This window comes from Pseudomonas sp. W3I7, assembly GCF_030816095.1.
GTDB classification, from domain to species: domain Bacteria; phylum Pseudomonadota; class Gammaproteobacteria; order Pseudomonadales; family Pseudomonadaceae; genus Aquipseudomonas; species Aquipseudomonas salomonii.
Map to the genome: position 1 here is coordinate 2687675 of NZ_JAUSXP010000001.1, position 23214 is coordinate 2710888.

General features: G+C 57.9%; 34 protein-coding genes. 30 read left to right on the forward strand and 4 right to left on the reverse strand.

Annotation, left to right across the window (positions count from 1 at the left end):
- Window positions 1-21 precede the first annotated feature (21 nt).
- Complete coding sequence (locus QF043_RS12430; RefSeq protein ID WP_082463697.1) at window positions 22-681, reverse strand: LexA family transcriptional regulator; 660 nt, start codon at window positions 679-681, stop codon at window positions 22-24.
- Window positions 682-769: 88 nt separating this feature from the next.
- On the opposite strand from QF043_RS12430, the gene QF043_RS12435 reads away from it, so the two are divergent.
- The 12 genes from QF043_RS12435 to QF043_RS12495 all read left to right on the forward strand — a co-directional run bounded on the left by QF043_RS12435 (window position 770) and on the right by QF043_RS12495 (window position 7197).
- Window positions 770-982, forward strand: a complete 213-nt coding sequence (locus QF043_RS12435; protein ID WP_056861765.1) for a Cro/CI family transcriptional regulator — start codon at window positions 770-772, stop codon at window positions 980-982.
- A gap of 211 nt (window positions 983-1193) precedes the next feature.
- Complete coding sequence (locus QF043_RS30785; RefSeq protein ID WP_056861766.1) at window positions 1194-2051, forward strand: replication protein; 858 nt, start codon at window positions 1194-1196, stop codon at window positions 2049-2051.
- On the forward strand, window positions 2041-2847 hold the full coding sequence (locus QF043_RS12450) for an ATP-binding protein (protein ID WP_307418699.1): 807 nt from the start codon (window positions 2041-2043) through the stop codon (window positions 2845-2847). Before QF043_RS30785 ends, QF043_RS12450 begins: the two co-directional genes overlap by 11 nt.
- Entirely contained in the window at window positions 2847-3317 is a 471-nt protein-coding gene (locus QF043_RS12455; RefSeq protein ID WP_307418700.1) for a hypothetical protein, read from the forward strand. Before QF043_RS12450 ends, QF043_RS12455 begins: the two co-directional genes overlap by 1 nt.
- Entirely contained in the window at window positions 3314-3892 is a 579-nt protein-coding gene (locus QF043_RS12460) for a recombination protein NinG (protein WP_307418701.1), read from the forward strand. The genes QF043_RS12455 and QF043_RS12460 overlap by 4 nt, the downstream gene beginning before the upstream one ends.
- On the forward strand, window positions 3889-4434 hold the full coding sequence (locus QF043_RS12465; RefSeq protein ID WP_056861770.1) for a hypothetical protein: 546 nt from the start codon (window positions 3889-3891) through the stop codon (window positions 4432-4434). The genes QF043_RS12460 and QF043_RS12465 overlap by 4 nt, the downstream gene beginning before the upstream one ends.
- Before the next feature lie 192 nt (window positions 4435-4626).
- Window positions 4627-4824, forward strand: coding sequence for a hypothetical protein (locus QF043_RS12470; RefSeq protein ID WP_056861771.1), 198 nt, complete (start codon window positions 4627-4629; stop codon window positions 4822-4824).
- A gap of 176 nt (window positions 4825-5000) precedes the next feature.
- A complete protein-coding gene (locus tag QF043_RS12475) occupies window positions 5001-5543 on the forward strand; it encodes a hypothetical protein (protein ID WP_307418702.1) in 543 nt (180 codons plus the stop codon).
- Between the two features lie 128 nt (window positions 5544-5671).
- Window positions 5672-5857: a Com family DNA-binding transcriptional regulator gene (locus QF043_RS12480; protein ID WP_371919097.1), complete on the forward strand. Its 186-nt coding sequence runs from the start codon at window positions 5672-5674 to the stop codon at window positions 5855-5857.
- Window positions 5858-5865: 8 nt separating this feature from the next.
- A complete protein-coding gene (locus QF043_RS12485; protein WP_307418703.1) occupies window positions 5866-6378 on the forward strand; it encodes a hypothetical protein in 513 nt (170 codons plus the stop codon).
- A gap of 130 nt (window positions 6379-6508) precedes the next feature.
- Window positions 6509-6880 (forward strand): chemotaxis protein, encoded by a 372-nt coding sequence (locus tag QF043_RS12490; protein ID WP_025856073.1) that lies wholly within the window; start codon window positions 6509-6511, stop codon window positions 6878-6880.
- Window positions 6880-7197: a hypothetical protein gene (locus tag QF043_RS12495; RefSeq protein WP_187601396.1), complete on the forward strand. Its 318-nt coding sequence runs from the start codon at window positions 6880-6882 to the stop codon at window positions 7195-7197. Before QF043_RS12490 ends, QF043_RS12495 begins: the two co-directional genes overlap by 1 nt.
- A 47-nt stretch (window positions 7198-7244) precedes the next feature.
- Here the strand turns inward: QF043_RS12495 and QF043_RS12500 are convergent, their stop codons facing one another.
- Complete coding sequence (locus QF043_RS12500) at window positions 7245-7499, reverse strand: hypothetical protein (RefSeq protein WP_307418704.1); 255 nt, start codon at window positions 7497-7499, stop codon at window positions 7245-7247.
- A gap of 92 nt (window positions 7500-7591) precedes the next feature.
- Between QF043_RS12500 and QF043_RS12505 the strand changes: the two genes are divergently transcribed.
- The gene (locus tag QF043_RS12505; RefSeq protein ID WP_307418706.1) at window positions 7592-8026 is read left to right on the forward strand and encodes a proteasome subunit beta; all 435 of its coding nucleotides are present in this window, start codon (window positions 7592-7594) and stop codon (window positions 8024-8026) included.
- Between the two features lie 31 nt (window positions 8027-8057).
- On the opposite strand, the gene QF043_RS12510 is transcribed toward QF043_RS12505, so the two are convergent.
- Window positions 8058-8264: a hypothetical protein gene (locus QF043_RS12510; protein WP_307418707.1), complete on the reverse strand. Its 207-nt coding sequence runs from the start codon at window positions 8262-8264 to the stop codon at window positions 8058-8060.
- 89 nt (window positions 8265-8353) lie between these two features.
- Here QF043_RS12510 and QF043_RS12515 point away from each other — a divergent pair, with 89 nt between their 5' ends.
- From QF043_RS12515 to QF043_RS12565, 11 genes are all read left to right on the forward strand, one after another.
- A complete protein-coding gene (locus QF043_RS12515) occupies window positions 8354-8875 on the forward strand; it encodes a hypothetical protein (RefSeq protein WP_307418708.1) in 522 nt (173 codons plus the stop codon).
- A gap of 1 nt (window position 8876) precedes the next feature.
- Window positions 8877-10367: a terminase gene (locus QF043_RS12520; protein ID WP_307418709.1), complete on the forward strand. Its 1491-nt coding sequence runs from the start codon at window positions 8877-8879 to the stop codon at window positions 10365-10367.
- The gene (locus tag QF043_RS12525) at window positions 10367-11827 is read left to right on the forward strand and encodes a DUF4055 domain-containing protein (protein ID WP_307418710.1); all 1461 of its coding nucleotides are present in this window, start codon (window positions 10367-10369) and stop codon (window positions 11825-11827) included. Before QF043_RS12520 ends, QF043_RS12525 begins: the two co-directional genes overlap by 1 nt.
- Window positions 11745-12857 carry a minor capsid protein gene (locus QF043_RS12530; RefSeq protein ID WP_373460682.1) on the forward strand — a complete coding sequence of 371 codons (1113 nt, stop codon included), beginning with the start codon at window positions 11745-11747 and terminating at the stop codon, window positions 12855-12857. The genes QF043_RS12525 and QF043_RS12530 overlap by 83 nt, the downstream gene beginning before the upstream one ends.
- Before the next feature lie 8 nt (window positions 12858-12865).
- Window positions 12866-13381 carry a DnaT-like ssDNA-binding protein gene (locus QF043_RS12535; protein ID WP_307418711.1) on the forward strand — a complete coding sequence of 172 codons (516 nt, stop codon included), beginning with the start codon at window positions 12866-12868 and terminating at the stop codon, window positions 13379-13381.
- Window positions 13382-13407: 26 nt separating this feature from the next.
- Complete coding sequence (locus QF043_RS12540; RefSeq protein ID WP_307418712.1) at window positions 13408-14172, forward strand: hypothetical protein; 765 nt, start codon at window positions 13408-13410, stop codon at window positions 14170-14172.
- Window positions 14173-14261: 89 nt separating this feature from the next.
- On the forward strand, window positions 14262-14999 hold the full coding sequence (locus QF043_RS12545; RefSeq protein WP_047280233.1) for a hypothetical protein: 738 nt from the start codon (window positions 14262-14264) through the stop codon (window positions 14997-14999).
- 3 nt (window positions 15000-15002) lie between these two features.
- A complete protein-coding gene (locus QF043_RS12550) occupies window positions 15003-15980 on the forward strand; it encodes a major capsid protein (RefSeq protein ID WP_307418713.1) in 978 nt (325 codons plus the stop codon).
- A gap of 55 nt (window positions 15981-16035) precedes the next feature.
- Window positions 16036-16341 carry a HeH/LEM domain-containing protein gene (locus tag QF043_RS12555; RefSeq protein WP_307418714.1) on the forward strand — a complete coding sequence of 102 codons (306 nt, stop codon included), beginning with the start codon at window positions 16036-16038 and terminating at the stop codon, window positions 16339-16341.
- A 10-nt stretch (window positions 16342-16351) separates the two neighbouring features.
- Window positions 16352-16729, forward strand: a complete 378-nt coding sequence (locus QF043_RS12560) for a hypothetical protein (RefSeq protein WP_307418715.1) — start codon at window positions 16352-16354, stop codon at window positions 16727-16729.
- Window positions 16730-16731: 2 nt separating this feature from the next.
- Window positions 16732-17124: a hypothetical protein gene (locus QF043_RS12565; protein WP_307418716.1), complete on the forward strand. Its 393-nt coding sequence runs from the start codon at window positions 16732-16734 to the stop codon at window positions 17122-17124.
- 64 nt (window positions 17125-17188) lie between these two features.
- Here QF043_RS12565 and QF043_RS12570 read toward each other — a convergent pair whose 3' ends face one another.
- A complete protein-coding gene (locus QF043_RS12570; RefSeq protein ID WP_305453970.1) occupies window positions 17189-17545 on the reverse strand; it encodes a hypothetical protein in 357 nt (118 codons plus the stop codon).
- A 129-nt stretch (window positions 17546-17674) separates the two neighbouring features.
- Here QF043_RS12570 and QF043_RS12575 point away from each other — a divergent pair, with 129 nt between their 5' ends.
- The 6 genes from QF043_RS12575 (at window position 17675) to QF043_RS12600 (ending at window position 23212) form a co-directional block, all read left to right on the forward strand.
- Entirely contained in the window at window positions 17675-18271 is a 597-nt protein-coding gene (locus QF043_RS12575; RefSeq protein WP_307418718.1) for a hypothetical protein, read from the forward strand.
- Complete coding sequence (locus QF043_RS12580) at window positions 18268-18687, forward strand: phage tail terminator-like protein (protein WP_307418719.1); 420 nt, start codon at window positions 18268-18270, stop codon at window positions 18685-18687. The genes QF043_RS12575 and QF043_RS12580 overlap by 4 nt, the downstream gene beginning before the upstream one ends.
- A gap of 69 nt (window positions 18688-18756) precedes the next feature.
- Entirely contained in the window at window positions 18757-19428 is a 672-nt protein-coding gene (locus QF043_RS12585; protein ID WP_307418720.1) for a phage tail protein, read from the forward strand.
- A gap of 2 nt (window positions 19429-19430) precedes the next feature.
- Window positions 19431-19811 (forward strand): phage tail assembly chaperone, encoded by a 381-nt coding sequence (locus QF043_RS12590; RefSeq protein ID WP_307418721.1) that lies wholly within the window; start codon window positions 19431-19433, stop codon window positions 19809-19811.
- 17 nt (window positions 19812-19828) lie between these two features.
- Window positions 19829-20131, forward strand: coding sequence for a DUF1799 domain-containing protein (locus QF043_RS12595; RefSeq protein ID WP_307421375.1), 303 nt, complete (start codon window positions 19829-19831; stop codon window positions 20129-20131).
- Between the two features lie 27 nt (window positions 20132-20158).
- Window positions 20159-23212 (forward strand): phage tail tape measure protein, encoded by a 3054-nt coding sequence (locus QF043_RS12600; protein ID WP_307418722.1) that lies wholly within the window; start codon window positions 20159-20161, stop codon window positions 23210-23212.
- The last annotated feature ends 2 nt before the right edge of the window (window positions 23213-23214 follow it).

Consider the following 23214-nt stretch of genomic DNA (forward strand, 5'->3'; position numbering starts at 1 on the left):
AAATTGAGTTAAATCTCTTGATCAGTAAAACTTCTGCAGCGCTTGCACAACCACGCCCACGATCCGGCAGTTCTCGTCTACCGCCTCAATTGGGTAGCTCGGGTTCAGTGGCTTCAGGAACAGCCTGCCGCCATCGCTGACCAGCTTCTTGAATGTGGCTTCATTGCTGTCCGGAAGCTTGGCCACCACCAGCTTACCTGGTGCGACTTCAGCCTCGGTGTCCACAAGGATTAGCGTGCCCTCGGTAATGCTCTGGCCGGCGGGCGCCGTCATCGAGTCGCCTTTGACTGTCAACCAGAAAGCGGGGCCTTTGGCGTCGTACTCCGAAAACTCATACGAGTCCGAGATTCCGGTCGGGTAGGGCTCAACGGCTTCCGACCAGGCACCGGCGGCAACCCAGCTGACTACTGGGTAGCGGAATGATTTGGTGGGCTGGGCGGCAACTGAAATGTTCGATTCCGAGGCGCTCACTCCAGTCATTGGACCGGTGTTTTCCGAGAGCCAAATAGCGTTCACACCGCACACGTGCGCGATCTTCGGGAGGTGTGCGCTTTGAAGGTTTTTTCCGGTCTCCAGCTGGGAGATTACCGGCTGCTCAACACCCACTTTTAAGGCGAGAGCCTTCTGCGTCAGCTTGGCGTGGTTGCGTGCGGTTTTGATTCGTTCGGCGAGTGTGCTCATGAACTGAAATTTATAAGTTCCCTTATTGCCTTGCAAATAAGTGTCCTTCTACTTAGGATATAAGCAGGCTTATCAGGAGGGCGCTCTCATGACCCCTATCGAAAGGCTCGTCGACTTCTTCGGCGGGCAAACCAAAACAGCTTTGGCGCTCGACGTCTCGCAGGCCGCGGTTTCGTACTGGGTTTCCGGGATTCATCCGATGGGCGCTGAAAAAGCATTTAAGGCTGAAGAGTTAACCGGCGGACAGATAACGGCTCGCGAGCTGTGTATGCGCCAAAGAGGCATCCAGTCGGTCGCCTGACTCCCGCGCTCACTTGATCGGTGTAGCCAGTATCGGCCCAGACGGTCTGCGAAGTAAGAAACCTGAAGTTGCTGGAGTTTTATCCAGTGGGGTTTGAGAGGGGCGAAATGGGGAGCAGGGCGGGGAGGTTGGCGCTTTCGCACCGAATTCCAGGCAAAAAAAAGCCGACGTACGAGGTCGGCTTCTTCAACAACTTTATGCGAGAGAAATCATGCCAAACATTGTTGCGTTACACAACCCTCGGGGATTCACCCGTATGGACAATAGCCTTATGGAGGCTTTGGCTACGGTTGATCTGCCAGCGCGTGAACTGCGCGTTCTCATGGCCATTGCACGCCAGACCATCGGCTATCAACTGGAAACCAAACGCCTGACTGCCGACGATATCGGCAAACAGACTAACTTGCGCCGCGACGTTACGTCGAAGGCGATCAGCCATCTTCTTGAGCGCCGAATAATTTTCCGCGTTGGCGGGAGCCGTGGGGATATCGGCATCGCGCCAGTCCGTGAGTGGTCTTTCTTCGAAGAAAAACAACAACGTCTCACTGAGACCAAAACGTCTCACTCAGCCAATATCGTCTCACTGAGACCATCTGCGAGTGAGACCAAAACTGCTCACTCCCTTCTTTATACAAAGAAAGAACCCCTATTAACTCTTTCTTCGAAAGAGATTAATCCGCCCCAGGAGCCAGTCGAACCTCCGAAGCCTGATCGTAAGGCTCCGTTCGGCATGGCGCAGTTGTTGGCCGACAACCCGCACAACGTCCCTGAGCAACTGCTGGCCGACTGGCTGACCCAGCGCAAGGCCAAGCGCGCTGCAGTGACCGCCACCGTCTGGTCGACCGTGAACACCGAGCTGGATAAGTGCGCCGAGGCCGGGATTACTGCAGAGGACGCAATCACCGAAGCGCTGAATTCCGGCTGGCAGGGTTTCAAGGCTTCGTGGGTGATCAAGCGCCTGGCTGAGTCCGCACCGGCACCAGCCCCTCAGTCACGCCACACCGGGTTTGCCGAGCGCAACTACACCGATGGCCTGATTCAGCGTGAGGACGGTTCCTATGCGATCTGAGCCGGTCCAGCAAACCCCTGAACTGCCGCCGGGCACCCGCATCCAGCCCGCCGAGTGCGAGACCCACGGGCACTACGACCAGAAGATTTTTCCGGTGCTGGGCAAGGAGCTGAAAAGCGGTTGCCCTGAGTGCGGCCGGATCATTCGCGAGAAGGCTGAAGCTGCGGAGTTGGCCAACAAGGCGATGGAGTTGCGCATGTCCATGGAGCGCAAGCTCGGTGCCGCGCTGATCCCCAAGCGCTTCGCCAGCAAGACCCTGGACGGCTACGTCGCCACCAGCACGGAGCAACGCAAGGCGCTGAACACCAGCCGCCGGTATGCCGCTGAGTTCGCGCAGATCGCCGAGACTGGCCGCTGCCTGTTGCTGCTGGGCAAGCCCGGTACCGGCAAGACGCACCTGTCCGTGGCGATCGCCAACGAGATCATGGCCAAGTCCAGTGCAACGGCGGTGTACCGCACCATCGGCGCCGTGCTGCAGGCCATCCGTGCGACCTACGACCACTCCAGCGACCAGAGCGAAAGCCAGATCCTGGCCAGCCTGATCAGCCCCTCGCTGCTCATCTTGGACGAGATCGGCGTCAGCAAGGAGAAGCCCAGCGACTTCGAGCTGACCACGCTGTTCGCAATCATCAACGGCCGCTACGAAGAACTTCGCCCGACGGTCATCGTTTCCAACCTGGACGGCCAGTCGCTGCCGGCCGCCATCGGCGAGCGCTGCATTGATCGCCTTCGAGAGGGCGGGGTGATCGTCATTCCGTTTGAGTGGGAATCGCAGCGCGGTAAGGAGGGTTTCTGATGTCCGACAAAATCAGCGTCAACTGCCAGGCCAAGCTCTCCGAGGTCATCACCAAAATCAGCGCCATGTACAAAGACAAGAAGTTTGTCGTGGTGACACTGCGCCCGGGCAAGGACCGCACGCTTGACCAGAACCGGTTGTGGTTTGGGATGTACAAGCGCATCGCTGAAATGACCCAGATCGGCGATGCGGCCGATGCTCGCCGGTACTGCAAGCTGCACTTCGGCGTGCAGATCCTGCTGAACGAGGACGCTGGCTTTCAGGCCGAGTGGTACCGCGTCATGCGTCATCTACCCTACGAAACGAAGCTGGCAATGATGGGGGAGTGCCACTTGTTCGGGCCGGATGGCTTCCCTGTGACCAGCTTGTTCAATCGCGCCCAAGGCATCAATTACACCGACCGCATCGCCACCTATTTCGCAGGCCAAGGTGTGGTTTTCACTGATCTACTCAGCAAGGAGGCTGCATGATCGCCAAGCAACCCAAACCGAAGAAGTGCAAGAACCCGGCATGCGGCATCAACTTCCCGCCGCAGCGCCTGGGCCAAGCCGTGTGCAGTCCGAAATGCGGCCTGGCCATCAAGGATGTAAACCAGGCCAAGGCGCGTAAGTCTCTTGCCCAGGTTGAGCGCCGCGAGATCAAGGTCCGCAAGGAGAAGCTGAAGAGCAGGGCGGATCATCTCAAAGACACACAGCAGGCCTTCAATGCCTGGGTACGCGCCCGTGACGCGGCATTGCCGTGCGTCAGCTGCGGCCGGCACCACCAGGGCAAGTATGACGCTGGCCACTATCGGACAGTGGGGAGCAATCCTGCATTGCGCTTCGAGCCGATGAACTGCCACCGCCAGTGTTCGCCATGCAACACCCGGCTTTCCGGGAACATCGTGAATTACCGCATTGAGCTGGTGAAGCGTATCGGCGCCGAGGCTGTCGACTGGCTGGATGGTCCTCATGAGGCCAAGAAGTACACCGTGGATGAGTTGAAGGCGATGACCGCCGACTACCGGGCAAAGACCAGAGAGCTGAAAAAAGGGGAAGCCGCATGACCTATCGCAACGTTGTTTCAGCAGTAGTTCGCGCCCTTGCGGCCGAGACCATCAGTTCCGCCGGCGGCTGCGACTTTGAGCCCAAAGTGCAGTGCGCCAAGCAGAAGGGGGAGATCGTCGGCAAGGAGGCGGCGTTTCTCCAGGACTGCTGGGTTTTCGGTCGACTGCACAGGGCGCTGACGCCGGCGCACTGGCGGGCCCTTGTGGCGAAGTACTCGACGCACCAGGAGCGCAAGCACGACGCAATTGCAGAGTTGACCCGGTCTGTGCGATCGCCAGCGCCTGAACGGTTCCTGCACTGCGCCGTGGTGACTTGGGCGCTGCCAAAGCTTCCCGGAGTAGACGGCAAGCGTTCCACCAATGTGCTGCCGTCCGGCTGGTACGAGATGGACAACTGGTCTGATGAGCCGCACCCGATCAAGACCCAGGAGCGGTGGAGAAGAGATATTCGAAAGTTGCTGGAACGGGAGGTAGATGAAGCCTTGGTATCTGTACAGGCCGTCTTGGATGCTGAGGGACTAATTGGGACAAAAGTCGCTTGACTGCGGATGAACCATTGAGCCATTATCTACCCATCCTGTCATTCCTGCGATTATCGGGGATTGGATAGAAAGCCCAACCACAGTGTTGGGCTTTTTTGTTTCCTCCGTTCGTCCATTGCTCGGCACTCGCTTCGGTCTGTTTGCTCACATGTTTAAGCTCGGATATCCCGAGCATACGAGCGGAGAGCAAGCATGGACATTGATAAGAGTGCGCCAGGCAACATTTCTCAACAGGAAGTCACACGCGGCACTGATAACGAGACAGGGCACGATCCTAGGCGTGATGAGGACAAGATCCCGCTGCCGCCGGACGACGATGCACCTCTCGAAGAGGATATGTCGGATGTGGACGCCGCTGATTCAGTAGCGAGCGAGCATCCCGACAATTGATTCTGTATGTCTTAAGAAGCCCGGCTGCTGCGCCGGGTTTTTATTTGAAGTGCAAGACCCAATAAATTGTCTATTGTAATGATGGCACTTTGGGCTGGTGAAGCCCCGAGGCTTCCACTTTTGATCATCTTCGAAAATGGACTAAGAGTTTTCAACGGAATGGTTGGGCTGCCCCGATGAAAAAAAGCTCTATTGCTGTTTTTCTTTTTATGACCTCTGGTTGTCAACCAGTCGAGCCGGATTCTGCGAGTTTAAGTGCCAAAGCTAAAAATGATGACCGTTATACGATTCTCGAGGTGACCAAAAAAGTCGACGAGATGCTTCAACCTTGCTTTGAGATCTTAGGAGTGAAAAGCAAGAAGGCAGAAGATCGGGCGTGGAATACGAATATGATCGCGATAGGCGGGCTAGTCGCGGGCTCAGTGGTCGCCCCGGCGTTGATCGCAGCAAACGCTGCTGCGAACGCGACTTGGATTGCGGCGTTCAGCGGTGCGGCCGGTGCTTCAGCAATTACCGTTAAAAATTTGGACTCAAGTGGTTTGAGTGGATCACATGATGTTCTTGCTCTGAATGCTCTGGCAACTGAAGTGCGTGCTGATATGGCAAAGGCTTACAACATTACCCTTGGGGAGAACGACAGACTAGGTGCCGCAGCACACGCAATAGCAGTGTGCAAGACTCCGCTGCTTCAGCCGATGACGTTCCCCGGCCCAACATGATCAGACTATTTGGGAGCATTAGCTACCGGTAAGAGATTCGATGTTTTATCCCACGTGTTTTGAAAATCGCCCTGCTACTGCAGGGCTTTTTTTGATCGCGAGAAAGACATTGCAAAAGGAATTTGCAGATGTTGAAAGAAATCAGATGCGGTAATTGCAAAAGACTTCTCGCCCGTACGGGTGGGTTTACAGAGCTCCAGATCAAATGTTCCCGATGTGGAACGCTGAATCATGTGAAGGCCGCGAGCCTCGAGCAATCGCCTTTGAGCGACATGAATGCGGAATCCTCCGCTATCAATCATTCGATTCAATAGGTGAAAAAATGTCCCACAGTGGTTTTCGTATTATCCTTTTTAACAGCGCCAATAATGGCACCGCTATCCTACCTCCGCGTAACTGTCTGGTGGCGGGGCAGTATCTCGAATCTCCAAGCAAACGATACAAGCTGATCCTAGAGGCTGATGGAAATCTACGGCTCTACGATAACGGCGCTCCAATCTGGGTGGCTGATAGCAGTGTTCCCTACACGTATGTAGACAACCGTCCAAATACAGATTTGGTCACCTGCTTCTACATGCAAGGCTCTGCCTTTTTGGTGGACCGTGTAGGTAGTCGCACCTGGGCAACCCAGGGTGATTGGATCAACGGGGCTGCGGATCGCGCTTACCTGCAGGTGCAAGATGACGGCAACGTTGTCGTTGTAGATGGGGTTCCTCGGTGGGCTCGATTTGGCTTCACCCCGACCGCTGTTCCGACACGTGGTGTGTTCTATCCAGATCACAGTACGGGTGATCTCTCGACTTTCTACACTTATCACTGGAACAACGCTTTTTAACTCGACCAAGAGCCTCGGCATTCGCCGGGGCTTTTTCATTTTCGGCCCCGCCACACCCTTCGCTCTAAGCAGGGAGTGCCGCCGGGGCTGACCTAATTCTGGCCAAGGCCATTTTCTTCATGGAGTGACGATGGATCCTACTGACCTCGGCCCAGGCACAGCTACCTGGCTGGGCGGTAGTGCCACCGTTGTTCTGGGCGGCCTGCTTTGGCTGCGCCGGTTCCTTTCCAAGGATGCGACCGACCGGGCAATGGATAGCGCCGATATCGGCACGCTGAAGCGCCTCAACGAGTTGCTGAACCAAGAGCGCGCCGCCCGCAAAGAAGCCGAGGCCCGCGCCGATCAATTCGCGAAAGAGCGGAATGACCTGGCCGCCGCTGTTGGTCGCATGGAAGGCAAGATCGAAGCGCTGACCAGCCAGGTTGCTCAACTCACTGACCGCGTGACGCAGCAGAGCGACGAGATCACTCGCCTGCGCACCAAGCTGGGAGGAATCGCCTGATGGACAGATGCGCATTGGAATTTATCGCGCGCCGCTGGTGGCGCCGGGCCGAGGTCTGGGCCATTGCAGTCGTGCTGGTGGGTGGTGGTGCAGTTCTGGGTTACCAGGCCGCCTACTGGTCGCTCGCCGAGAAGCAGAGCAGCCAAGTGACCGACATTCGCAAGGCCTACGACACCGCGATGGGTGAGCGCGACAAGCGCCTGGAAGAGCTGACTCGCCAAACCGGTACCGCCGCCGACAAAGCCACGAAGGCTGCAACTACTGCGGCCCAGGCTGCCGACAAAGCGGACGAAGCCCTCAACCGCGTATCGCAGTAATCCGCGCCACATATTCTGATGAGCCAAATCGTGGCGCGGATTACCAGCTACTTATCGATCACATTTATCGTTGCCTTGATCTCGTAGGTCGAGAACCCTTTAGCCTGGAAGTCATCCCAGACAGTTTGCGGATCAAATCCAAATAGCCTCTCGGACGTGTCGAGCTCTCGTGTGTCCTCGGTCACTTCCGGGCCGATCCAGTTGAGAGTTTCTTCAGACAAATCGTCAATCGTCTTGTCTTCCGGGATTGCAAGGGCGCGATGCTTCTGATGGTTGTAATAAGCCTTCACTTTGAACTTCATATCTGTGCTCCGTGAGTCTTGGAGCGATATCAATACTGGTAAATAGCGCCGCCTACAAGTTACGTGGCGCTTTCAAGAGAGAGCCCCAGCGTATGACGACCATTGCCTACAAAGACGGCGTGATCGCCTATGACTCCCGTTGCACCCGTGGCACCACCATCCTGGATGACGACGCAAACAAGCTGTACACGGTCAAGGGTGTCTCTTTTCTCTGCACTGGCGCGAACTGCGACTTCCCGGCGTTGATTGATGCCTTCTTCGGGGGTGAGGCGCCAGGCGCAGTTGAGGCTTCAGCCTTGGCCTGGGATGGCAGCACACTTTGGCTGGTTGGACACGACGACAAGACTGGCGGATGGAAGGATGCTTTGGAGCTGGATCGGCCGTATGCAATAGGCAGTGGATGCGCTCACGCTTTGACGGCAATGGATATGGGCGCCACCGCAACTGATGCGATACGCATGGCGAAGAAGCGCGACACCTGCACTGGTGGGCGAGTGCGCAAGCTGGTCATCATTAGGGAGGGGTAGGTGTGCCGCAGGTGAGTGCGGCACTGATGAATCACTCTACTTTCAGTGCGCCTTGGATAAGGTCGGCATATCCCGACAAATTATTCAGCTCCCATTGAAGTTGACTTGAGCCAGTCGAATTCAAAACCTTGGACTCAATGAGTTTCAGGGCGGCCGCTACTGCTGCCTCTCGAGCTTTTACCGGTTCAGGGTCTCCGTTGAAATCAGTAACGAGCAAATCTTTGTAAAGATCCGACATGCCATCTTCCTTGCTGTGAGTTGATCGTTACCAATACCGGCAACGCGCCACTATTTCAATCCCGCCCTTAGGCTCACCTGAGACAATTTATGACAAGCAAGCAATCCGACTGGGAGGCAATCGAACGCGCCTACCGGGCCGGGTTGCTTTCGGTCCGCGCAATAGGTGAGTCGCATGGTGTAAACCACGCGACCATCCTGAAGCGGGCAAAGAAAGAAGATTGGAAGCGCGACCTAACCGACCAGGTTAGAGCGGCAACCAAGCAGAAGGTAACCACGGCGGTAACCAGTAAAGGTAACCAGTCGAAAGTGGTTACCGATGCCGAGATCATCGAAGAGGCGTCCGACCAGGCTGCTGCAGTGATCCTTGCACACCGAGTGGGTTTAGCTCAGTGGCGCGGCATTGCCGATAAGCTCAGCTACGTTCTATCCGACATGGAAGTGACTCCAGACAACGCCGGCGACTTTGCCCGCTCCCTGAACGCAGGTGTCGACGCTCAGCTCAAAGTTATCAAGGGCGAGCGCCAGGCTTACAACCTCGACACCGAGACCGGCGACAAGACAGTCAGCGACCTGGCTGCACTGATGGACGATCTATCGAAGGAAGCCTGACATGAAGCCCGAGCACTTGAAGCTGCTCCGGGACAAGCGCTGGCGGTTGAACAATCTCTACTTCATCACCGATAAAGCGGGCAAGAAAGTCCGCTTCCGGATGACGGACGAGCAGATCGAGTACTTCGATGGGATGCACACCCGCAACATCATCCTGAAGGCTCGGCAGCTTGGCTTCACAACCGAGTGTTGCATCATTCAACTGGACGCGGCTCTGTTTGAGTCAGCCAAGTGCGCACTGATCGCCCACACTCTGAACGACGCCAAGCGCCTGTTTCGGGAGAAGGTCAAATATGCCTACGACAACCTGCCTAAAGAGATACGCGCCGCCAATCCTGCTTCTAACGATGCTGCTGGTGAGCTTGTGTTCAGCAAAGGCGGATCGCTCTACGTGTCCACGTCCTTCCGGGGCGGGACTCTACGGTATCTGCACGTATCCGAGTTCGGGAAGATCTGCGCCAAGTTTCCCCACAAGGCCAGAGAGATCGTCACCGGCGCCTTCGAGGCTGTCGCCACCGATTGCTTCGTCACGATTGAATCGACGGCGGAGGGGCGGGCCGGCTACTTCTTCGACTACTCGCAGAGTGCCGAGAAGCAGCTGCTGTCTGGCACGCCCCTGGGCAAGCTGGACTGGAAGTTCTTCTTCTTCAGTTGGTGGAAGAACAAGGCCTACTGGCTCGATCCGGCCGAGGCGATCATCCCTCAGCGCCTGACTGACTACTTCAACGAATTGTTCGCCAAGCACGGCATTGACACGAACACAGGCCAGCGCGCCTGGTACGCAGCCAAGGAAAAGACGCTCGGCGACGACATGAAGCGGGAATACCCGTCACTGCCGGCCGAAGCCTTCCAGCAGTCGATCGAGGGAGCCTACTACGCCAAGCAGTTCACCAAGCTGTATGGCGCCCAGCGCATTGGCCCGCTGCCGGACAACAGTCATCTGCCGGTGCACACGATTTGGGATATCGGCGTCGGCGACTCCACGGCCATCTGGTTTGTTCGGATCGTCGGCGAGGAGTACCACGTCATCGACTTCTACGAGAACAGCGGTGAAGGCCTGCGGCACTACATGAAGGTGCTCAAGGATCGCAAATACACGTATGGCGATCACTGGGGCCCGCATGACATTGATAACCGCGAATTCGGCAGCGACGGCAAGACCCGGCGTGAACTGGCCCGGGAGGGCTACGAGATCGACGGGCAAAAATACAGCCTCAAGTTCAGCGTTGTTCCAAAGCTCGGCATCGACGAAGGCATTGAGCAGGTTCGGGAAATCCTTCCGGCCTGTGCCTTCGATGAGTCCAAGTGCGAACTGGGTATTTCCTGCCTGGAGAACTACCGAAAGGAGTGGGATGACAAGCGGGGCTGCTGGAAAGACAAACCACTTCACGACTGGTCATCGCATGGCGCGGACGCCTTCCGCTACTTCGCCGTCTCGATGGGCCGACGCAAACGCACAGGCGGAACACGCCGAATTGGAGGCTTGGCCTGATGCCAGTGCAATCGACAAACCCCGACTACGACGCGCACATCGCCGAGTGGGAGATGATGGACGACGCGCTTGAAGGTGAGTGCGCCGTAAAGCGCAACGAGCGCAACCTGCCCAAGCCGAGCGGTATGGTCGAGGCGGAAAAGCTCGACGGCGCCGGCAACAAATACCTCTACGAGAACTACACGGCCCGCGCTCAGTATGAGCACTGGGTGCGGGACTCACTGCGCTCAATGATGGGCCTGGTTTCTCGGCTGATCCCGGAGATAGAGCTGCCCAGCGGCCTGAAAGGGCTGGAGGACAACGCCACAGCCGACGGCTTCGGCCTGAAGCAGTTGTTCTTCCGCATGGTGCGCCAGGCGATCTCCCATGGTCGGGTGCCGCTGGTGGTGAACATAGACGAGAGCGGCGAGCCGTATTTCTCGACGTACGCCACGCGCAACGCCATCAACTGGGACACGGCTGATCAAGGCGGTCGGCAGGACCTGGTCCTTTCGGTGTTCCGGGAATTCCGCAAAAAGGGCGGGGACCGATACAGCCATGACTGCGACACGGTGTTCCGTGAGTTCTTCATGCTCAACGAGGTCTGCTACACCGCCGTGCGGAATGAAGGCGGTGAGCTGGTTGAGGACGAAACGCCGCTGGGCACAACAGGAACTGACAACCGTCTGGTTAAAGGCCTGCCGTACTTGCCGGTGATCTACTGCGGTTCCACCGACAACTCCCCGGATGTCGATGAGGTGCCGCTGCTCACCATGGCGCGGGCCGCGCTGAAGTCCTACCAGTTGAGTGCTGACTACTTCACGTCGTTGCATCAGACCAGTCACCCGCAGCCGTGGGTTTCTGGCCTGGATGAGACTGTGGAACTGAGCGTTACCGGACCGTCGGCAGCCTGGGACCTGGGCCCGAACGGCGAATGCGGCTACTTGGAGTTCCAGGGCGCAGGTATCGAAGCCGTGCGCAAGGCGATGGACGACCAGAGGAACGCCGCGCTTGAGGCCGGTGCCAAAGTTATGGACGTCGCCGGTACCGAGTCGGGCGAGGCGCGCAAAACACGCCAGAACGATCAGCACGCCACGCTGCACAGCATCGTCATCACGGTGGCGGAGGCGGTAGAGCAGGGGCTGCGGTACGCCGCTGAGTGGAAGGGCTACGACCCCAAGCAGGTTAAGTTCAAGGTGAACCCTGAGTTCGTGACCCCAGTGGTCGACGCGCAGGTGCTCGCCGAGCTGCTCAAGGGTGTGATGGCCGGCACGATCAGCGCCGACACCTACTGGCAGTACCTCACCACCGGCAAGCTGCCGGACCGCCCATACGAAGAAGAGGCCGGGCTGATCAGCGATGAGCGCGAGTCGGCCGGCATCAACCTGGACAACGACGATGCCATCGACAAACTTGGTGCAGGCGGACAGCCAACTGCTGGAGCAGACGACACGCCACTCGGTAATGCTGGAGCGGCTTAAAGCCGGTGAGGTCAAGAAGTTCGAGAAGTACCTGCGCCAGATCGACAAGCTGGTGCGGGATCAACTCACCCGCAAGGAGCTGACCACCTACAGCCGGGACCGCCTTGAGCAGTTCCTGGCTCGGGTGGACGGCAAGCTGTTGGAGATCTACAAGGCCTACGGCGACCTGATGCAGGCCGATCTGGTCGATATCGCGCTGTACGAGTCAAACTTCGAGGTTAAAAGCCTGAGCAATGCACTCTCCATCGACGCGGTGGTGCCGACCAACACTGTGATTCGTGCGGCGGTGTTCTCCTATCCGCTGCAGGTGAAGGGCATTGACGGCGGCAAACTGCTGAAGAGCTTTGTCAGCGGTTGGACTCGCGCCGAGACGATGCGTGTCACGAACACCATCCGCCTTGGCTTCGGTCAGGGCCAGACCAACGCCCAGATCATCCAGGCAATTCGCGGTACCGCGGCGCAGAACTTCACGGACGGCGTCCTGGCGGTGAGCAACCGCAATGCTGCCGCCGTGGTACAGACGGCAATCCAACACGTAGCCACCACGGCACGAATGGAGACGCTGAAGGCCAACAGTGACGTGGTGCTGGGCTATCGCTGGGTGTCGACGCTCGACCGCAAGACCTCGCAGCAATGCAAGGGCCTGGATGGGATGCGTTTTGACCTGGGCAAAGGCCCGCTGCCGCCGGCACACATCAACTGCCGGTCAACCACGGTGCCGACCAGCAGGCTTTCGGAGATGTTCGCCAAGGACGCCACGCGCGCTTCGGTGGGCGACAACGGTGGGGCTCAGGTCGACGCAGGCCTGAACTATTACGAGTGGTTGGCGACACAGCCGGCGAGCTTTCAAGATCACGCCCTTGGGCCGGTCAGAGGCAAGTTGTTCCGTGATGGCGGGCTGACGCCGGAGAAGTTCGCAAAGCTGCAGCTCGACAAGTCATTCAAGCCACTGACGCTGGCGCAGCTGAAGGAAGCAGAGCCTGACATGTTCACCCGAGCAGGCGTTACACTCGGCACTCAACTAGGTTGAGATAGCACATGCAGATCATCGTTGAGGACGGGAAGGGCAGGCCAGACGCGAATAGCTTCGTGCCGCTGGAGAAGCTGACCTTCTACCGCGACTACTACGGGTTCCGGATACCTGAAACTGCTGCTGAGCAAGCCGAACTGCTGCTGCGCGCTGCGGCCGACATCAACGGGCGGCAGTGGAAGGGGCGCAAGGGCAATCCTGACCAGGGAATGGCATGGCCCCGGCGTGACTGCAAGATCGAATACGAGACGCTCTCTGAGACATTCGTGCCCTTCGAGCTTGAATGGGGCCAGGTACGGCTGGCGGTCGAGCTATACGCTGACGAGCAGGGCTTCCAGATCGAAGAGCCGACGCATTGCACTGAGCCAAATGGCCGGCGCACGCGGCTCAACCGAGATACGCCAGGGCTGCGCATGCGTCCGCCACCGTACGCGCCGAGCAGGACGCAATTTGCCGATTACCTGGTGATGCGCGGGCTGCATTTAGTGAAATCGGTAGCTCACGTGACGAGTCGTTTGATATAAGGCCTGCCTAGGGAATGGGAGGTCATATGAAGTGGACAGTGATATTTTTTCTTTGCATATTGCCATGTGCAGTTTTTGGCTTGTTGGGGCTTACGCTTGGGATAAGTCTTAATCCCGAGTCAACTGTAAAATTCGTACCTAACTGGGGCAGTCTAGGAGACTGGGCATCTGCGATCGGTGCATTTTCAGCGGTGGCGTTTGCGCTGTGGCAATCACACAAACAACAACTAAAAGAGTTACCTAAAGTTAGAATTATTCATCGTTTTACGACTGATGAATTGTTAGTTCGTGTGGTTTCTGAAGGTGTCGTGCCAGAAAGCGTCTTGTCTGCCGACCTCATATATCATGAAGATGGTTCCAAGATTGACCTTTTTGCGTTCAGCAATATTTCGAAGGGCGGGCGTGATACGAAGCTTCAAAGGGGTGATCATCTTGATGTTGTCTCGGTTAACAAAAATGGCATTTACGGGATAGCTGAACGGTGGGCGGCTCCGACCATTGCGAAATTACATCGCAGTAATATTGATGCTTTAGGCGATGGCTTTAAGCTCGACAAACGATTTTTCGAAGCTATAGACGAACTTTTCGCCCAGCGAAGTTATTTCTTAATAAGATTGGTAAGCAAAGATGTAGTTGTTGAGTTGGATGCTGAGTTTACTAAGTTTGTGTCGGGCTACATATCAAACACTAGAAAAGCGGAAGCAACTGAAAAGGTTGCTTCCTTCAATCAAGAGGCTCAAGCTCGTTTAGACGCCGGTTTGTTCTTGGATTATGGCGAGCCAAAATCGTAACACTGAATTTATATCACTATCTAAACCGCCTTATCGGCGGTTTTTTTATGCCTGCAAAGCGGGCCGACCAAACCCAAGGGGTGCACCAAGTGGCAGACGAAAACCAGATTGATCTTGAAGACCCAGCAGTTCAGACCGCCATTGCTGCAGCCGTTGAGGCTGCAACCCTGGGCCTCAAGAACAAAAACACCGAGCTGCTTGGCTCCCTCCGGACCACCAAAACCGAGCTGGACGGCTTCAAGTCCCAGTTTGAAGGCCTGGACATCGCCGCCGTGAAAGGGCTGCTGACCAAGGTTGGCCAGGACGAAGAGACCAAGCTGATTGCCGAGGGCAAGCTGGACGAGGTCATCACCCGCCGTACGGAGCGCCTGCGCACCGACTACGACACCAAGCTGGCCGCTGAGAAGGCCCGTGCCGATAAGGCCGAGCAATTCGCTGCCAAGTACAGCGACAAGGTGCTGGCCGATTCCATCCGCGCCGCAGCCATCAAGGCCGGCGCGCTCCCCGAGGCTGCCGAGGACATCATCCTGCGCGCCCGGGGCACTTTCAAACTCAGTGAAGACGGCGAGGCGATTGCCACCGACCGTGACGGCGAGGTCGTTTACGGGAAGGACGGGAAGACCCCTCTATCGCCGCTCGAATGGGCGGAATCGCTGCGCGAAACAGCAACACACCTGTGGCCAAGGGCTCAGGGTGCCGGGCAGACCGGCGACAACGGTGGCAAGGCCACGAAAAAGTGGGGTGAGTACACGGAAACCGAGCGCGCTGCGATCGCCCGTGACAACCCTGAGCTCTTCAAGAAAATCCAGGCCACCAAAGGAACCTAATCCATGGCAACTACCCAACTGACCGACATCTTCGTCGGTGACTACTACGCCTCCCTGGCCCCGGTCAACAGCCCGGAAAAGACTGCTGTATACGAGTCGGGCATTGTTACTCGTTCCCCTGTGCTGGACGCGATCGCCTCCGGCAGCCAGGGTACCGCCGAGATCAGCTACTGGCAGGATCTCAACGCTGATGAAGCGCCGAACATCAGCAACGACGACCCGAACGACCAGGGCGAAGTTGGCAAAGTCACCCAGGACAGCATGCGTGCCCGCGTCCTGTACCTCAACAAAGGCTACGGCGTGACTGACCTCACCGCTGAGCTGGCAAACAGCGAGCCACAGCAGCAGATCCGCAACCGCTTCGGCACCTACTGGAGCCGCCAGTGGCAGCGTTACACCCTGGGCGCGGCCCGCGGCATCATCGCATCGAACATCGCGAACAACGGCGGTGACATGGTCATCGACGCCGGCGCGACCATCAGCGCGAATGCGTTTCAGGATGCCGCGTTCACCGCCGGCGATGCCGCTGACCAGTTCGGCGCGATCGGCGTGCACTCGGTCGTGATGAACCAGATGGTCAAGCAGGACCTCATCGAGTACCTGCGCGACTCCGACGGCAAGATCATCCTGGCCACCTACCTGGGTAAGCCGGTGTTCATGGACGATGCCCTGGTGTATGGCGCGGGCAAGTATCTCTCCGTGTTCTTCGGCCAGGGCGCTTTCGGCTACGGCGAAGGCACCCCGAAGGTGCCGGTAGAGCTGGAGCGTAAGCCAGGCGGCGGTAACGGTGGCGGCGCCGAGGTGCTGTGGGAGCGTAAAACCTACATCCTCCAGCCTGCCGGCTTCAGCTGGAAGGGCTCCGAGGCTCAGAACCTCAGCCCGACCGCGACCCAATACGCGGCTGCTGCCAACTGGGAGCGGGTGTTCAGCCGCAAGCAGGTTCCGTTCGCCGCTGTGATCAGCGGTACCACCACGCCGTAACTCGGCCCACACAGCCTGGCGCCCTCATGGCGCCGGGATGCTTTTGAGGTGACTCATGAAAGTGATCTACACGGACAAGCCGGGCAAAGAGCGCGGCGTTTGCTACCGCCTGCTGAGCGAGTTTTTCGGCGTCATCGGCTCCGCGACCGAGGTGGTCGTTGATGGTGATGCACCGGATATTTTCGATGCTTACCAGGCCGCCGGCATCAAGGTTTCCGACGGCAAGGAGCCAGAGAGCAAAGAAACCGACCCTCTGAAAATGAAGGTCCCCGAGCTGAAAGAATGGCTGACCGAGAAGGGCATTGCCTTCGACGCGACTGCCAAGAAAGAAGACCTGCAGGCCATGGTGCCGGCGGAATAAGGACAAGCACATGACCGATTACATCACTGTTGCCGATGTTGACGCCCAGCTCGGTCCTGACTGGGCCGGCACCGGTGATCCGGTCCTTGCTGTGACCATGGCCAATGCCTGGCTCACGGCCAAGATCAAGCGGGCTGTTCCCGATCCGGTACCGTCCGAGATCAAAACAGCCGGCGCCCAGGTCGCAAAAGAAGCGGCGGCGGGCAAGCTGTACACGTCCACGCAGAAGGAAGTTCAGAGCAAGACGGTATCGGCTCAGTCCGGCACATCGGTGAGCAAGACCTACGTGGCCGGCTCTACCGATCAGTCGGCTGGCGTGAACTTCGCCCTGGACCTGTTGGCGCCGTGGATCACACGCTCCGGCGTGATGATGCTGAAAAGGATCTGATCATGGGCATGCGCGAAGAGATCCAAGCCGAAATGGCTGAAGCGTTCGACGACCCCGATGGGCTGGCCGATGCAGTCAAGCCCGTGACAGGCGCGCGTAAGGTCGCGGGCGAGTATGACCCCGACCTGGGTGGCGAAACGCCTGAGACCACCGTAACGTACTCGGGCCGCGGCGTTCTTGGCAGCTACCTGTCCAAGGAAATCGATGGATCCCTCATCCAGACCACCGACAAAAAGCTGCTGGTTCTGCAAAACGAGCTATTCGTGTCGGAGGCCGGTGTGCCGACAGCAGTACCGGCTGCCCCGGCCATTGGCGATATCGTCAACGGGCTGCGGGTGATGAGCGTCTCCTCGGATTCCGCTGACGCAACGTGGGTGCTCCAGCTTAGACACTGAAAGCCTACTAGGGTGCTGATATGCCCTTTTTAACTTGTCCACTGCATTAGCGGTTCGCGCCGACTTATACAAAATCCCGATCCAAAAGCAGCCGGGCAAGCTCGTTAAGTGTTTCGATATCGACCTCTCCCGCCTTGACCTCTTTTTCTAGAGTAGTTAAGAGCGTAACAGCGGGGTCGGAAAGTTGTTTGTTCGAGGGCACTACACCTGTCCCAAATTTTATGACCCACTCGGGGTGATGTTCTCTACAGCTATTCGCAATGGCTTCGCGGAGCTTCTTTGCGCTACCGGCAAGATCTTTGCCTGCGGCCGAGTCAGCTAGCATGCGATCCGTTGCATTGGCGATATTTTGGGCCCCCTGTTCTCCATGCGTAAGTCTGGCCTTTGAATTGCTGGGCGACTTTGTGTGTGGCTTTTTCATAGAAAAGGATTTCCTTATGCGTTGGTTCTATGAGTCTGTAGCTAAAGTGGCTTCGCAGATTATCAGTAGGGGCTGCACAAAGCTCAATCTCGCCTACACGTTGATTATGTTCGAGCTGCAGGTGAGGTCGTGAGTCGGGTTGGTGCCAGTCAATCTGTCAGCTTCGCCCTGAGCCTGGCCGAGTTCGCTGCCCAGACCAGCGAAGCCATCGACGCCAGCGTCCGCGAAATCATCATTGAGGTCGGCAGCAGCCTGATCCGCATGTCTCCAGTGGGTAACCCGGAGATCTGGGCGCAAAACGCAGTGGCGACGCAGTACAACAAGGCCGTCGACGATCACAACAGCGCGCTGCGCAGTGATCCGGCCAACCTCACGAAGGGTGGCAGGCTGAAGAAGGGCCGTAAGCTCATAGACGGCATGGATGTAAAAGCGCCCGAGGGCTACGTCGGTGGCCGGTTCCGCGCGAACTGGCACATCTCGCTGGGCATTGTCGAGAGTGTCACCTTCGACGATGCAGACCCGAGCGGCGCCGAAACCACTGCCGCACTGGTGGCTGCAATGAGCGACTTCACCGCCGGCCAGATGGCCTACATCATCAACAATTTGCCCTACGCGATTCCTCTGGAGTTCGGCCATTCCACCCAGGCCCCCGGCGGCATGGTTCGGGTCACCGTGGCTCGCTTTCAGCAGATCGTGCTGGAGGCCATCAGGAACAACCAGGTATGAGTCACGCAATTATCGCTTCGATCTACGAGGCCAAGCTAATCGCCTGGAACGTTACCAGGCCGGAGAAGCTGAAGATCGTGTTCGAGAACACGGCCTACACGCCGGCGGCGGGCGAGACCTATCTGCGAGCCTTCACTATCCCGGGCGACACCGCGAGCAACACGCTCGGTGGCGATCACCGGCTTTTCACCGGTGTGTTTCAAGTGAGCATCATCGCGCCGGCGGGCAGCGGCAAAACCAGGACGAACCCAATTTCGGCAGAGTTGACCGCACTGTTTCCGCTATATGTACGAGACACCAAAAACGGTTTCGTTGTCACGCCCATGACGCCAGTAGATGTTGGGCCTGGCATTACTGGCGACTCAACCTACACCGTCCCGCTGTCGTTCTCATACCGCTCCGACACCACGCCATAACCCGCCCGTTGGGCAAATCCTGAACCCGCCATTGAGCGGGTTTTGTCATTTCTGCAAAGAGGAAAACCCATGTCTGTTTACTTCCCCAACGGGGCAACACTGGCGATCTCTACCGGTTTTGCCGCTGCTAAGGTGATCACCAGCATCACGAATGCAAACCCAGGCGTCGCCACCGCGCTTGCCAACGGTTTTGCCAATGGCGATATCTTGCTGGTCACATCCGGCTGGGAAGATATCAACGAGCGTGCCGTGCGTGTTGCCGCTGCTGCTGCCGGCGCCTTCACCCTGGAAGGTATCGACACCTCGAATACCTCGTTCTTTCCCGACGGCATCAGTGCAGGTACGGCCAAGAAGGTCACCGGCTGGGTTGCGGTGAATCAGGTTATCGGCAACTCGATGTCCGGCGGTGAGCAGCAGTACTGGACGTACGCACCGCTCGAATCGCGCCGCGACAAGCAGATTCCAACCACTAAGAATGCCCAGGCTTTCTCGTTCCAGCTCGCTGACGACGACAGCCTGGCCTGGTACGAAGAGTTGGATAAGGCCGACCGCGAGAAGGAAGTCCGGATCCTGCGTATGTCGCTGCCGAATGGGAAAACGATCTACTACGCCGGTTACGCGTCCTTCAACAAAAGCCCGACCCTGGTGCGCAACGAGGGTGCCGCCGTGGCGTTTGGCTTCACCATCAACGCAGAGATCACCGCGTATCGCGCACCAGTTGTTGCTGGCGGTGGGGCTTAATCATGGCGAAATTCAAGATTGCCCAATCGCCGACCTTTCTCGGGGCAGTGATGATTCCGGTAGTCGGCCAGGATCCGGTGAAGGTGGGCTTCACCTTCAAATATCGGAACCGTATCGAGCTTGCGGCATTGTTCGATGAATGGAATCAGCGGCGCAGTGATGGTGCTGAGCGGTTTGGTGAAAATCCAAAGGTGTCGGAAATTGTTGCCGCTGATACCGAAAATCAGATGCAGCAGATTAAGGATCTGGTTGTCGGCTGGGAGTTTGACGACAAGTTTGATGACGAAAGCATCAAGGCGCTTGTGACCTCCTGCCACGGAACGACCGAAGCTGTCGTGGACGCGTACCAATCTGCTTTCGCTAAGGCGCGCACGGGAAACTGATCCGCGCCGCCCGAGCCCTGTATGAGGCTCCGCCTGATGCGGAGCAGCTTGCCGCTTTTGGCTGGGATGTCGAAGACATGGAAGAGGAGTTTGAGGTCTGGCCGTGCCTTTGGCCGGCCTTCTTCTTATTCAACCGCATGTCGACCCAGTGGCGAGCAGGCGCAGGCGGCGCGATCGGCCTCGACTACAGCAGTATTCGCGACGTGGCCGGCTTCTTCGGCATCAAGAAAAAGACACTCGCTGAAATCTTCCCTGACCTTCAGGTGTTGGAAGGCGAAGCCCTGCGCGTGATGGCGGAGGAAAGGGAAAACAGCCCGTGAAGACGGGCACTTATTCAAGGTGAGTCGATGAACATTGCAGAACTCGGCGTCAAGATCGACTCGGCCGATGCAATCCAGGCAAAAACGAGCCTGGATGAAATGGCGAAGGCCGGCGGCCGGGCCGAGCAGTCCGCTGTTTCGCTGATGAACGAAATGCAGGCGCTGGAGAAGTCGCTTTCTACCAACGCCAAAACCACGCAGGACCTGGCAAAGCAGCGTGACGCGCTCGCCAAACTGACCAAAACCGGCGCCTATGGCGAGGCCGAAGCCGCGAAGATCTCCGCGCAGCTCGACAAGCAGCAGGTGGCGCTGGCCAAGTCTGCGATGGATGAACAGAAGGCGCTGAACAGCCTGCTGGGGGCGATTGATCCAGCGCGTGCGGCACTCGCCAAGCTCGATACCCAGGTGGAGCAGCTGGGCAAGCACCTCGACGAGGGGCGGATCAGCCAGGATCAGTACAACAGCGCCCTGAGCAAGATCGACAAGGATTACGCAAAGCTCGAAAAGACTACAAACGGCTTCGACAAGCTTCGGCTCGGCACACGCCAGGCCCAAGAAAACGTCGTGCAATTAGGTAACGCGCTGTCGTCCGGCGACTGGGGTAGCGGTGTTCGTGCCGTGGCTCAGTTGGGGGCTGGCGCTGGTGCAGGGGCTGCTGGGCTCCTTGCCATACTTGCTCCGCTTGCCTTGGCGACTGCCGCCGTGGGCGGCCTTGCCTACGCGTACCACAAAGGCAGTGAAGAACAGGACAGCTACAACAAGTCGCTGATCCTCACCGGAAACTATGCTGGTGTGAGTGCCGGACAGTTGGGCGATATGGCGCGCCAGGTGAGCGCGACGGTCGGTACTACCGGGCAGGCTGCCGCGGTACTGGCCCTGCTGGCTGACAACGGCAAGATCGCTGGCGAGAGTTTCTCAGGTATCACCCAGGCCGCCGTGTCGATGCAGGAGGCTACCGGCAAGGCGGTAAGCGAAACGGTCGCTGAGTTCTCCAAACTGGCTGATGATCCGGTCAAGGCATCCGCCGCGCTGAATGAGCAATACCATTACCTGACTGCCTCGGTTTATTCCCAGATTGCAGCACTGGAACAACAAGGCAATCACGCAGGCGCCGTGAAGCTGGCGACGGAGACTTACGCAGATTCCATCAACGAGCGCACGCCGAAGATTCTGGCAAACCTCAGCCTCTGGGAAAAGGCATACAACGCGGTAGCACATGCTGCAGACGGCATCAAGAATATCGGTCGGCCTGATATCGGTGCAGATATAGAGCAGGCCCGCCGCGATCTGGACGAGGCCCAGAAGGGCAATATTGGTCTGTTCCAAAACCAAAAAGAGATGATCGAGTTCCGGCAGAACCGCCTGAACATGCTGGAGGATGAAAAAGCCGCTCAGGCAGATATCGCCAAGTTCGAAGGTGAGCAGGCAAAAGCGCAAAGCGACGCTGTTTCGTCCATGACGAAAATCGACGCGCTGACTAAATCTGCATGGACGAATGAGCAAAAGCGCACAGAGGCGATCAAGGACTACAAGCGGCAGCTCGAAAACATCCGCAAGGTTGCGCCGAATGACCCGCGACTGAATCAGGCAGCGATCGATAAGAACCTGGCGAATATCAACGACCAGTTCAAAGATTCAAAGACTGCCGGAACGCAGGTAGATTTGACCGGCTTCAACGATGCCAAGAACAACCTTGCGTCCATCTCCGCTGACTACAAAAACTACCAGAAGGAGCTGGAAGCGGCACAAAAGGCCGGCCTGCTTTCCGAGGCCGATTACCTGCTACGGCGCCAAGCTCTCATCGGCAACGAACGCGACCAGGTAACGGCAGCCTACGAGGCCGAGATCACCGCACTGGAAGCCGTCAAGGGCAAGAAGACCACATCGGCCGCGCAAAGCATCCAGCTGGACCAGAAGATCGCCGACGCACGCGCAAGCATGGTCAAGGCGCAGAAGGACGCTGACAGCCAGCTTGAAGTGCTGGCGACGAACGAGACCGGGCGCCTGGCCAAACAGAATCGTGCGATCAGCACTTACGTGCAGGCGCTGGGGCAGCAACAGCGAGCGCTGGAGCTTGCGGGTCAGCGCGCCGTGCTTGGCGTGGGTCAGGGTGACCGCCAGAATGCCCTTAGTGGCGAGCTGAACAGCCAGCAAGTCCGGTTTGCTCAGCAGTCTCTGGAGTTGGCCAACCAGAAGTCGGACCCGTCGCGGAACATGTCGGAGGAAGAGTTCACCCGAAAATCGCAAGCGCTCGCAGACGCGAACGAAGCGGCTACCGACCAAATTCGGCAGAACTACGCGGATGTAGAGAATGCCCAAGGCGACTGGACGAAGGGGGCGACAGCTGCCTGGGATAACTACCTTGACTCGGCGCGCAACATAGCCGGCCAGACGAAAAGCCTATTCGGCAACGCTTTCAGCTCAATGGAAGACTCGCTGGTTAACTTCGCCTTATCAGGCAAAGCGTCGTTCGCTGACTTTACCAAGTCGATCCTGGCGGACATGGCACGCATTGCCACACGCCAAGCCAGTTCGGCATTGCTGGGAAGTCTGGTGGGTGCGGCGGCAAGCTACTTCGGTGGTAGCGCCGCCGGTGGCAACGGTTTGGCGGCCGGATCCGCCGGTGCCGCTTCGTCGAATCTTGGTGCATCTGCAGGCGGCTATTCCGGCTCGTACTTTCCGCAGGCCAAGGGTGGCGCATGGGCGGGTGGCGTGCAGATGTTCGCCGACGGCGGCGTCTTCACCAATTCTATCGTCAGCAAGCCCACCGCGTTTGGCATGGCCAATGGGAAAACCGGGATTATGGGCGAGGCGGGGGAGGAGGCCATTATGCCGCTGGCCAGGACTTCCAGCGGGAAGCTCGGCGTTGTTGCCATGGGCGGGGGAGGCGGCGGTGTAAATCTGATTCTCAGCATGCCGATCATCCTGAGCGATCAGGAAGCCGGTCGACCTGATGGTGCTGAGTTCGACGCCGAGACCTTCCAGCGCAACATGGAGACGCGCACCCGGCAGGTTGCAGTCGAAGAAATTGCCAAATCTTGGCGACAGGGTGGTGTAAGCCGCCGCAACGTGAAGGGATGACT

Coding starts and splice junctions, on each gene's coding strand:
- QF043_RS12430 (WP_082463697.1), bottom strand. CDS start 681: ATGAGCACACTCGCCGAACGAATCAAAACCGCACGCAACCACGCCAAG.
- QF043_RS12435 (WP_056861765.1), top strand. CDS start 770: ATGACCCCTATCGAAAGGCTCGTCGACTTCTTCGGCGGGCAAACCAAA.
- QF043_RS30785 (WP_056861766.1), top strand. CDS start 1,194: ATGCCAAACATTGTTGCGTTACACAACCCTCGGGGATTCACCCGTATG.
- QF043_RS12450 (WP_307418699.1), top strand. CDS start 2,041: ATGCGATCTGAGCCGGTCCAGCAAACCCCTGAACTGCCGCCGGGCACC.
- QF043_RS12455 (WP_307418700.1), top strand. CDS start 2,847: ATGTCCGACAAAATCAGCGTCAACTGCCAGGCCAAGCTCTCCGAGGTC.
- QF043_RS12460 (WP_307418701.1), top strand. CDS start 3,314: ATGATCGCCAAGCAACCCAAACCGAAGAAGTGCAAGAACCCGGCATGC.
- QF043_RS12465 (WP_056861770.1), top strand. CDS start 3,889: ATGACCTATCGCAACGTTGTTTCAGCAGTAGTTCGCGCCCTTGCGGCC.
- QF043_RS12470 (WP_056861771.1), top strand. CDS start 4,627: ATGGACATTGATAAGAGTGCGCCAGGCAACATTTCTCAACAGGAAGTC.
- QF043_RS12475 (WP_307418702.1), top strand. CDS start 5,001: ATGAAAAAAAGCTCTATTGCTGTTTTTCTTTTTATGACCTCTGGTTGT.
- QF043_RS12480 (WP_371919097.1), top strand. CDS start 5,672: ATGTTGAAAGAAATCAGATGCGGTAATTGCAAAAGACTTCTCGCCCGT.
- QF043_RS12485 (WP_307418703.1), top strand. CDS start 5,866: ATGTCCCACAGTGGTTTTCGTATTATCCTTTTTAACAGCGCCAATAAT.
- QF043_RS12490 (WP_025856073.1), top strand. CDS start 6,509: ATGGATCCTACTGACCTCGGCCCAGGCACAGCTACCTGGCTGGGCGGT.
- QF043_RS12495 (WP_187601396.1), top strand. CDS start 6,880: ATGGACAGATGCGCATTGGAATTTATCGCGCGCCGCTGGTGGCGCCGG.
- QF043_RS12500 (WP_307418704.1), bottom strand. CDS start 7,499: ATGAAGTTCAAAGTGAAGGCTTATTACAACCATCAGAAGCATCGCGCC.
- QF043_RS12505 (WP_307418706.1), top strand. CDS start 7,592: ATGACGACCATTGCCTACAAAGACGGCGTGATCGCCTATGACTCCCGT.
- QF043_RS12510 (WP_307418707.1), bottom strand. CDS start 8,264: ATGTCGGATCTTTACAAAGATTTGCTCGTTACTGATTTCAACGGAGAC.
- QF043_RS12515 (WP_307418708.1), top strand. CDS start 8,354: ATGACAAGCAAGCAATCCGACTGGGAGGCAATCGAACGCGCCTACCGG.
- QF043_RS12520 (WP_307418709.1), top strand. CDS start 8,877: ATGAAGCCCGAGCACTTGAAGCTGCTCCGGGACAAGCGCTGGCGGTTG.
- QF043_RS12525 (WP_307418710.1), top strand. CDS start 10,367: ATGCCAGTGCAATCGACAAACCCCGACTACGACGCGCACATCGCCGAG.
- QF043_RS12530 (WP_373460682.1), top strand. CDS start 11,745: ATGCCATCGACAAACTTGGTGCAGGCGGACAGCCAACTGCTGGAGCAG.
- QF043_RS12535 (WP_307418711.1), top strand. CDS start 12,866: ATGCAGATCATCGTTGAGGACGGGAAGGGCAGGCCAGACGCGAATAGC.
- QF043_RS12540 (WP_307418712.1), top strand. CDS start 13,408: ATGAAGTGGACAGTGATATTTTTTCTTTGCATATTGCCATGTGCAGTT.
- QF043_RS12550 (WP_307418713.1), top strand. CDS start 15,003: ATGGCAACTACCCAACTGACCGACATCTTCGTCGGTGACTACTACGCC.
- QF043_RS12555 (WP_307418714.1), top strand. CDS start 16,036: ATGAAAGTGATCTACACGGACAAGCCGGGCAAAGAGCGCGGCGTTTGC.
- QF043_RS12560 (WP_307418715.1), top strand. CDS start 16,352: ATGACCGATTACATCACTGTTGCCGATGTTGACGCCCAGCTCGGTCCT.
- QF043_RS12565 (WP_307418716.1), top strand. CDS start 16,732: ATGGGCATGCGCGAAGAGATCCAAGCCGAAATGGCTGAAGCGTTCGAC.
- QF043_RS12570 (WP_305453970.1), bottom strand. CDS start 17,545: ATGAAAAAGCCACACACAAAGTCGCCCAGCAATTCAAAGGCCAGACTT.
- QF043_RS12580 (WP_307418719.1), top strand. CDS start 18,268: ATGAGTCACGCAATTATCGCTTCGATCTACGAGGCCAAGCTAATCGCC.
- QF043_RS12585 (WP_307418720.1), top strand. CDS start 18,757: ATGTCTGTTTACTTCCCCAACGGGGCAACACTGGCGATCTCTACCGGT.
- QF043_RS12590 (WP_307418721.1), top strand. CDS start 19,431: ATGGCGAAATTCAAGATTGCCCAATCGCCGACCTTTCTCGGGGCAGTG.
- QF043_RS12600 (WP_307418722.1), top strand. CDS start 20,159: ATGAACATTGCAGAACTCGGCGTCAAGATCGACTCGGCCGATGCAATC.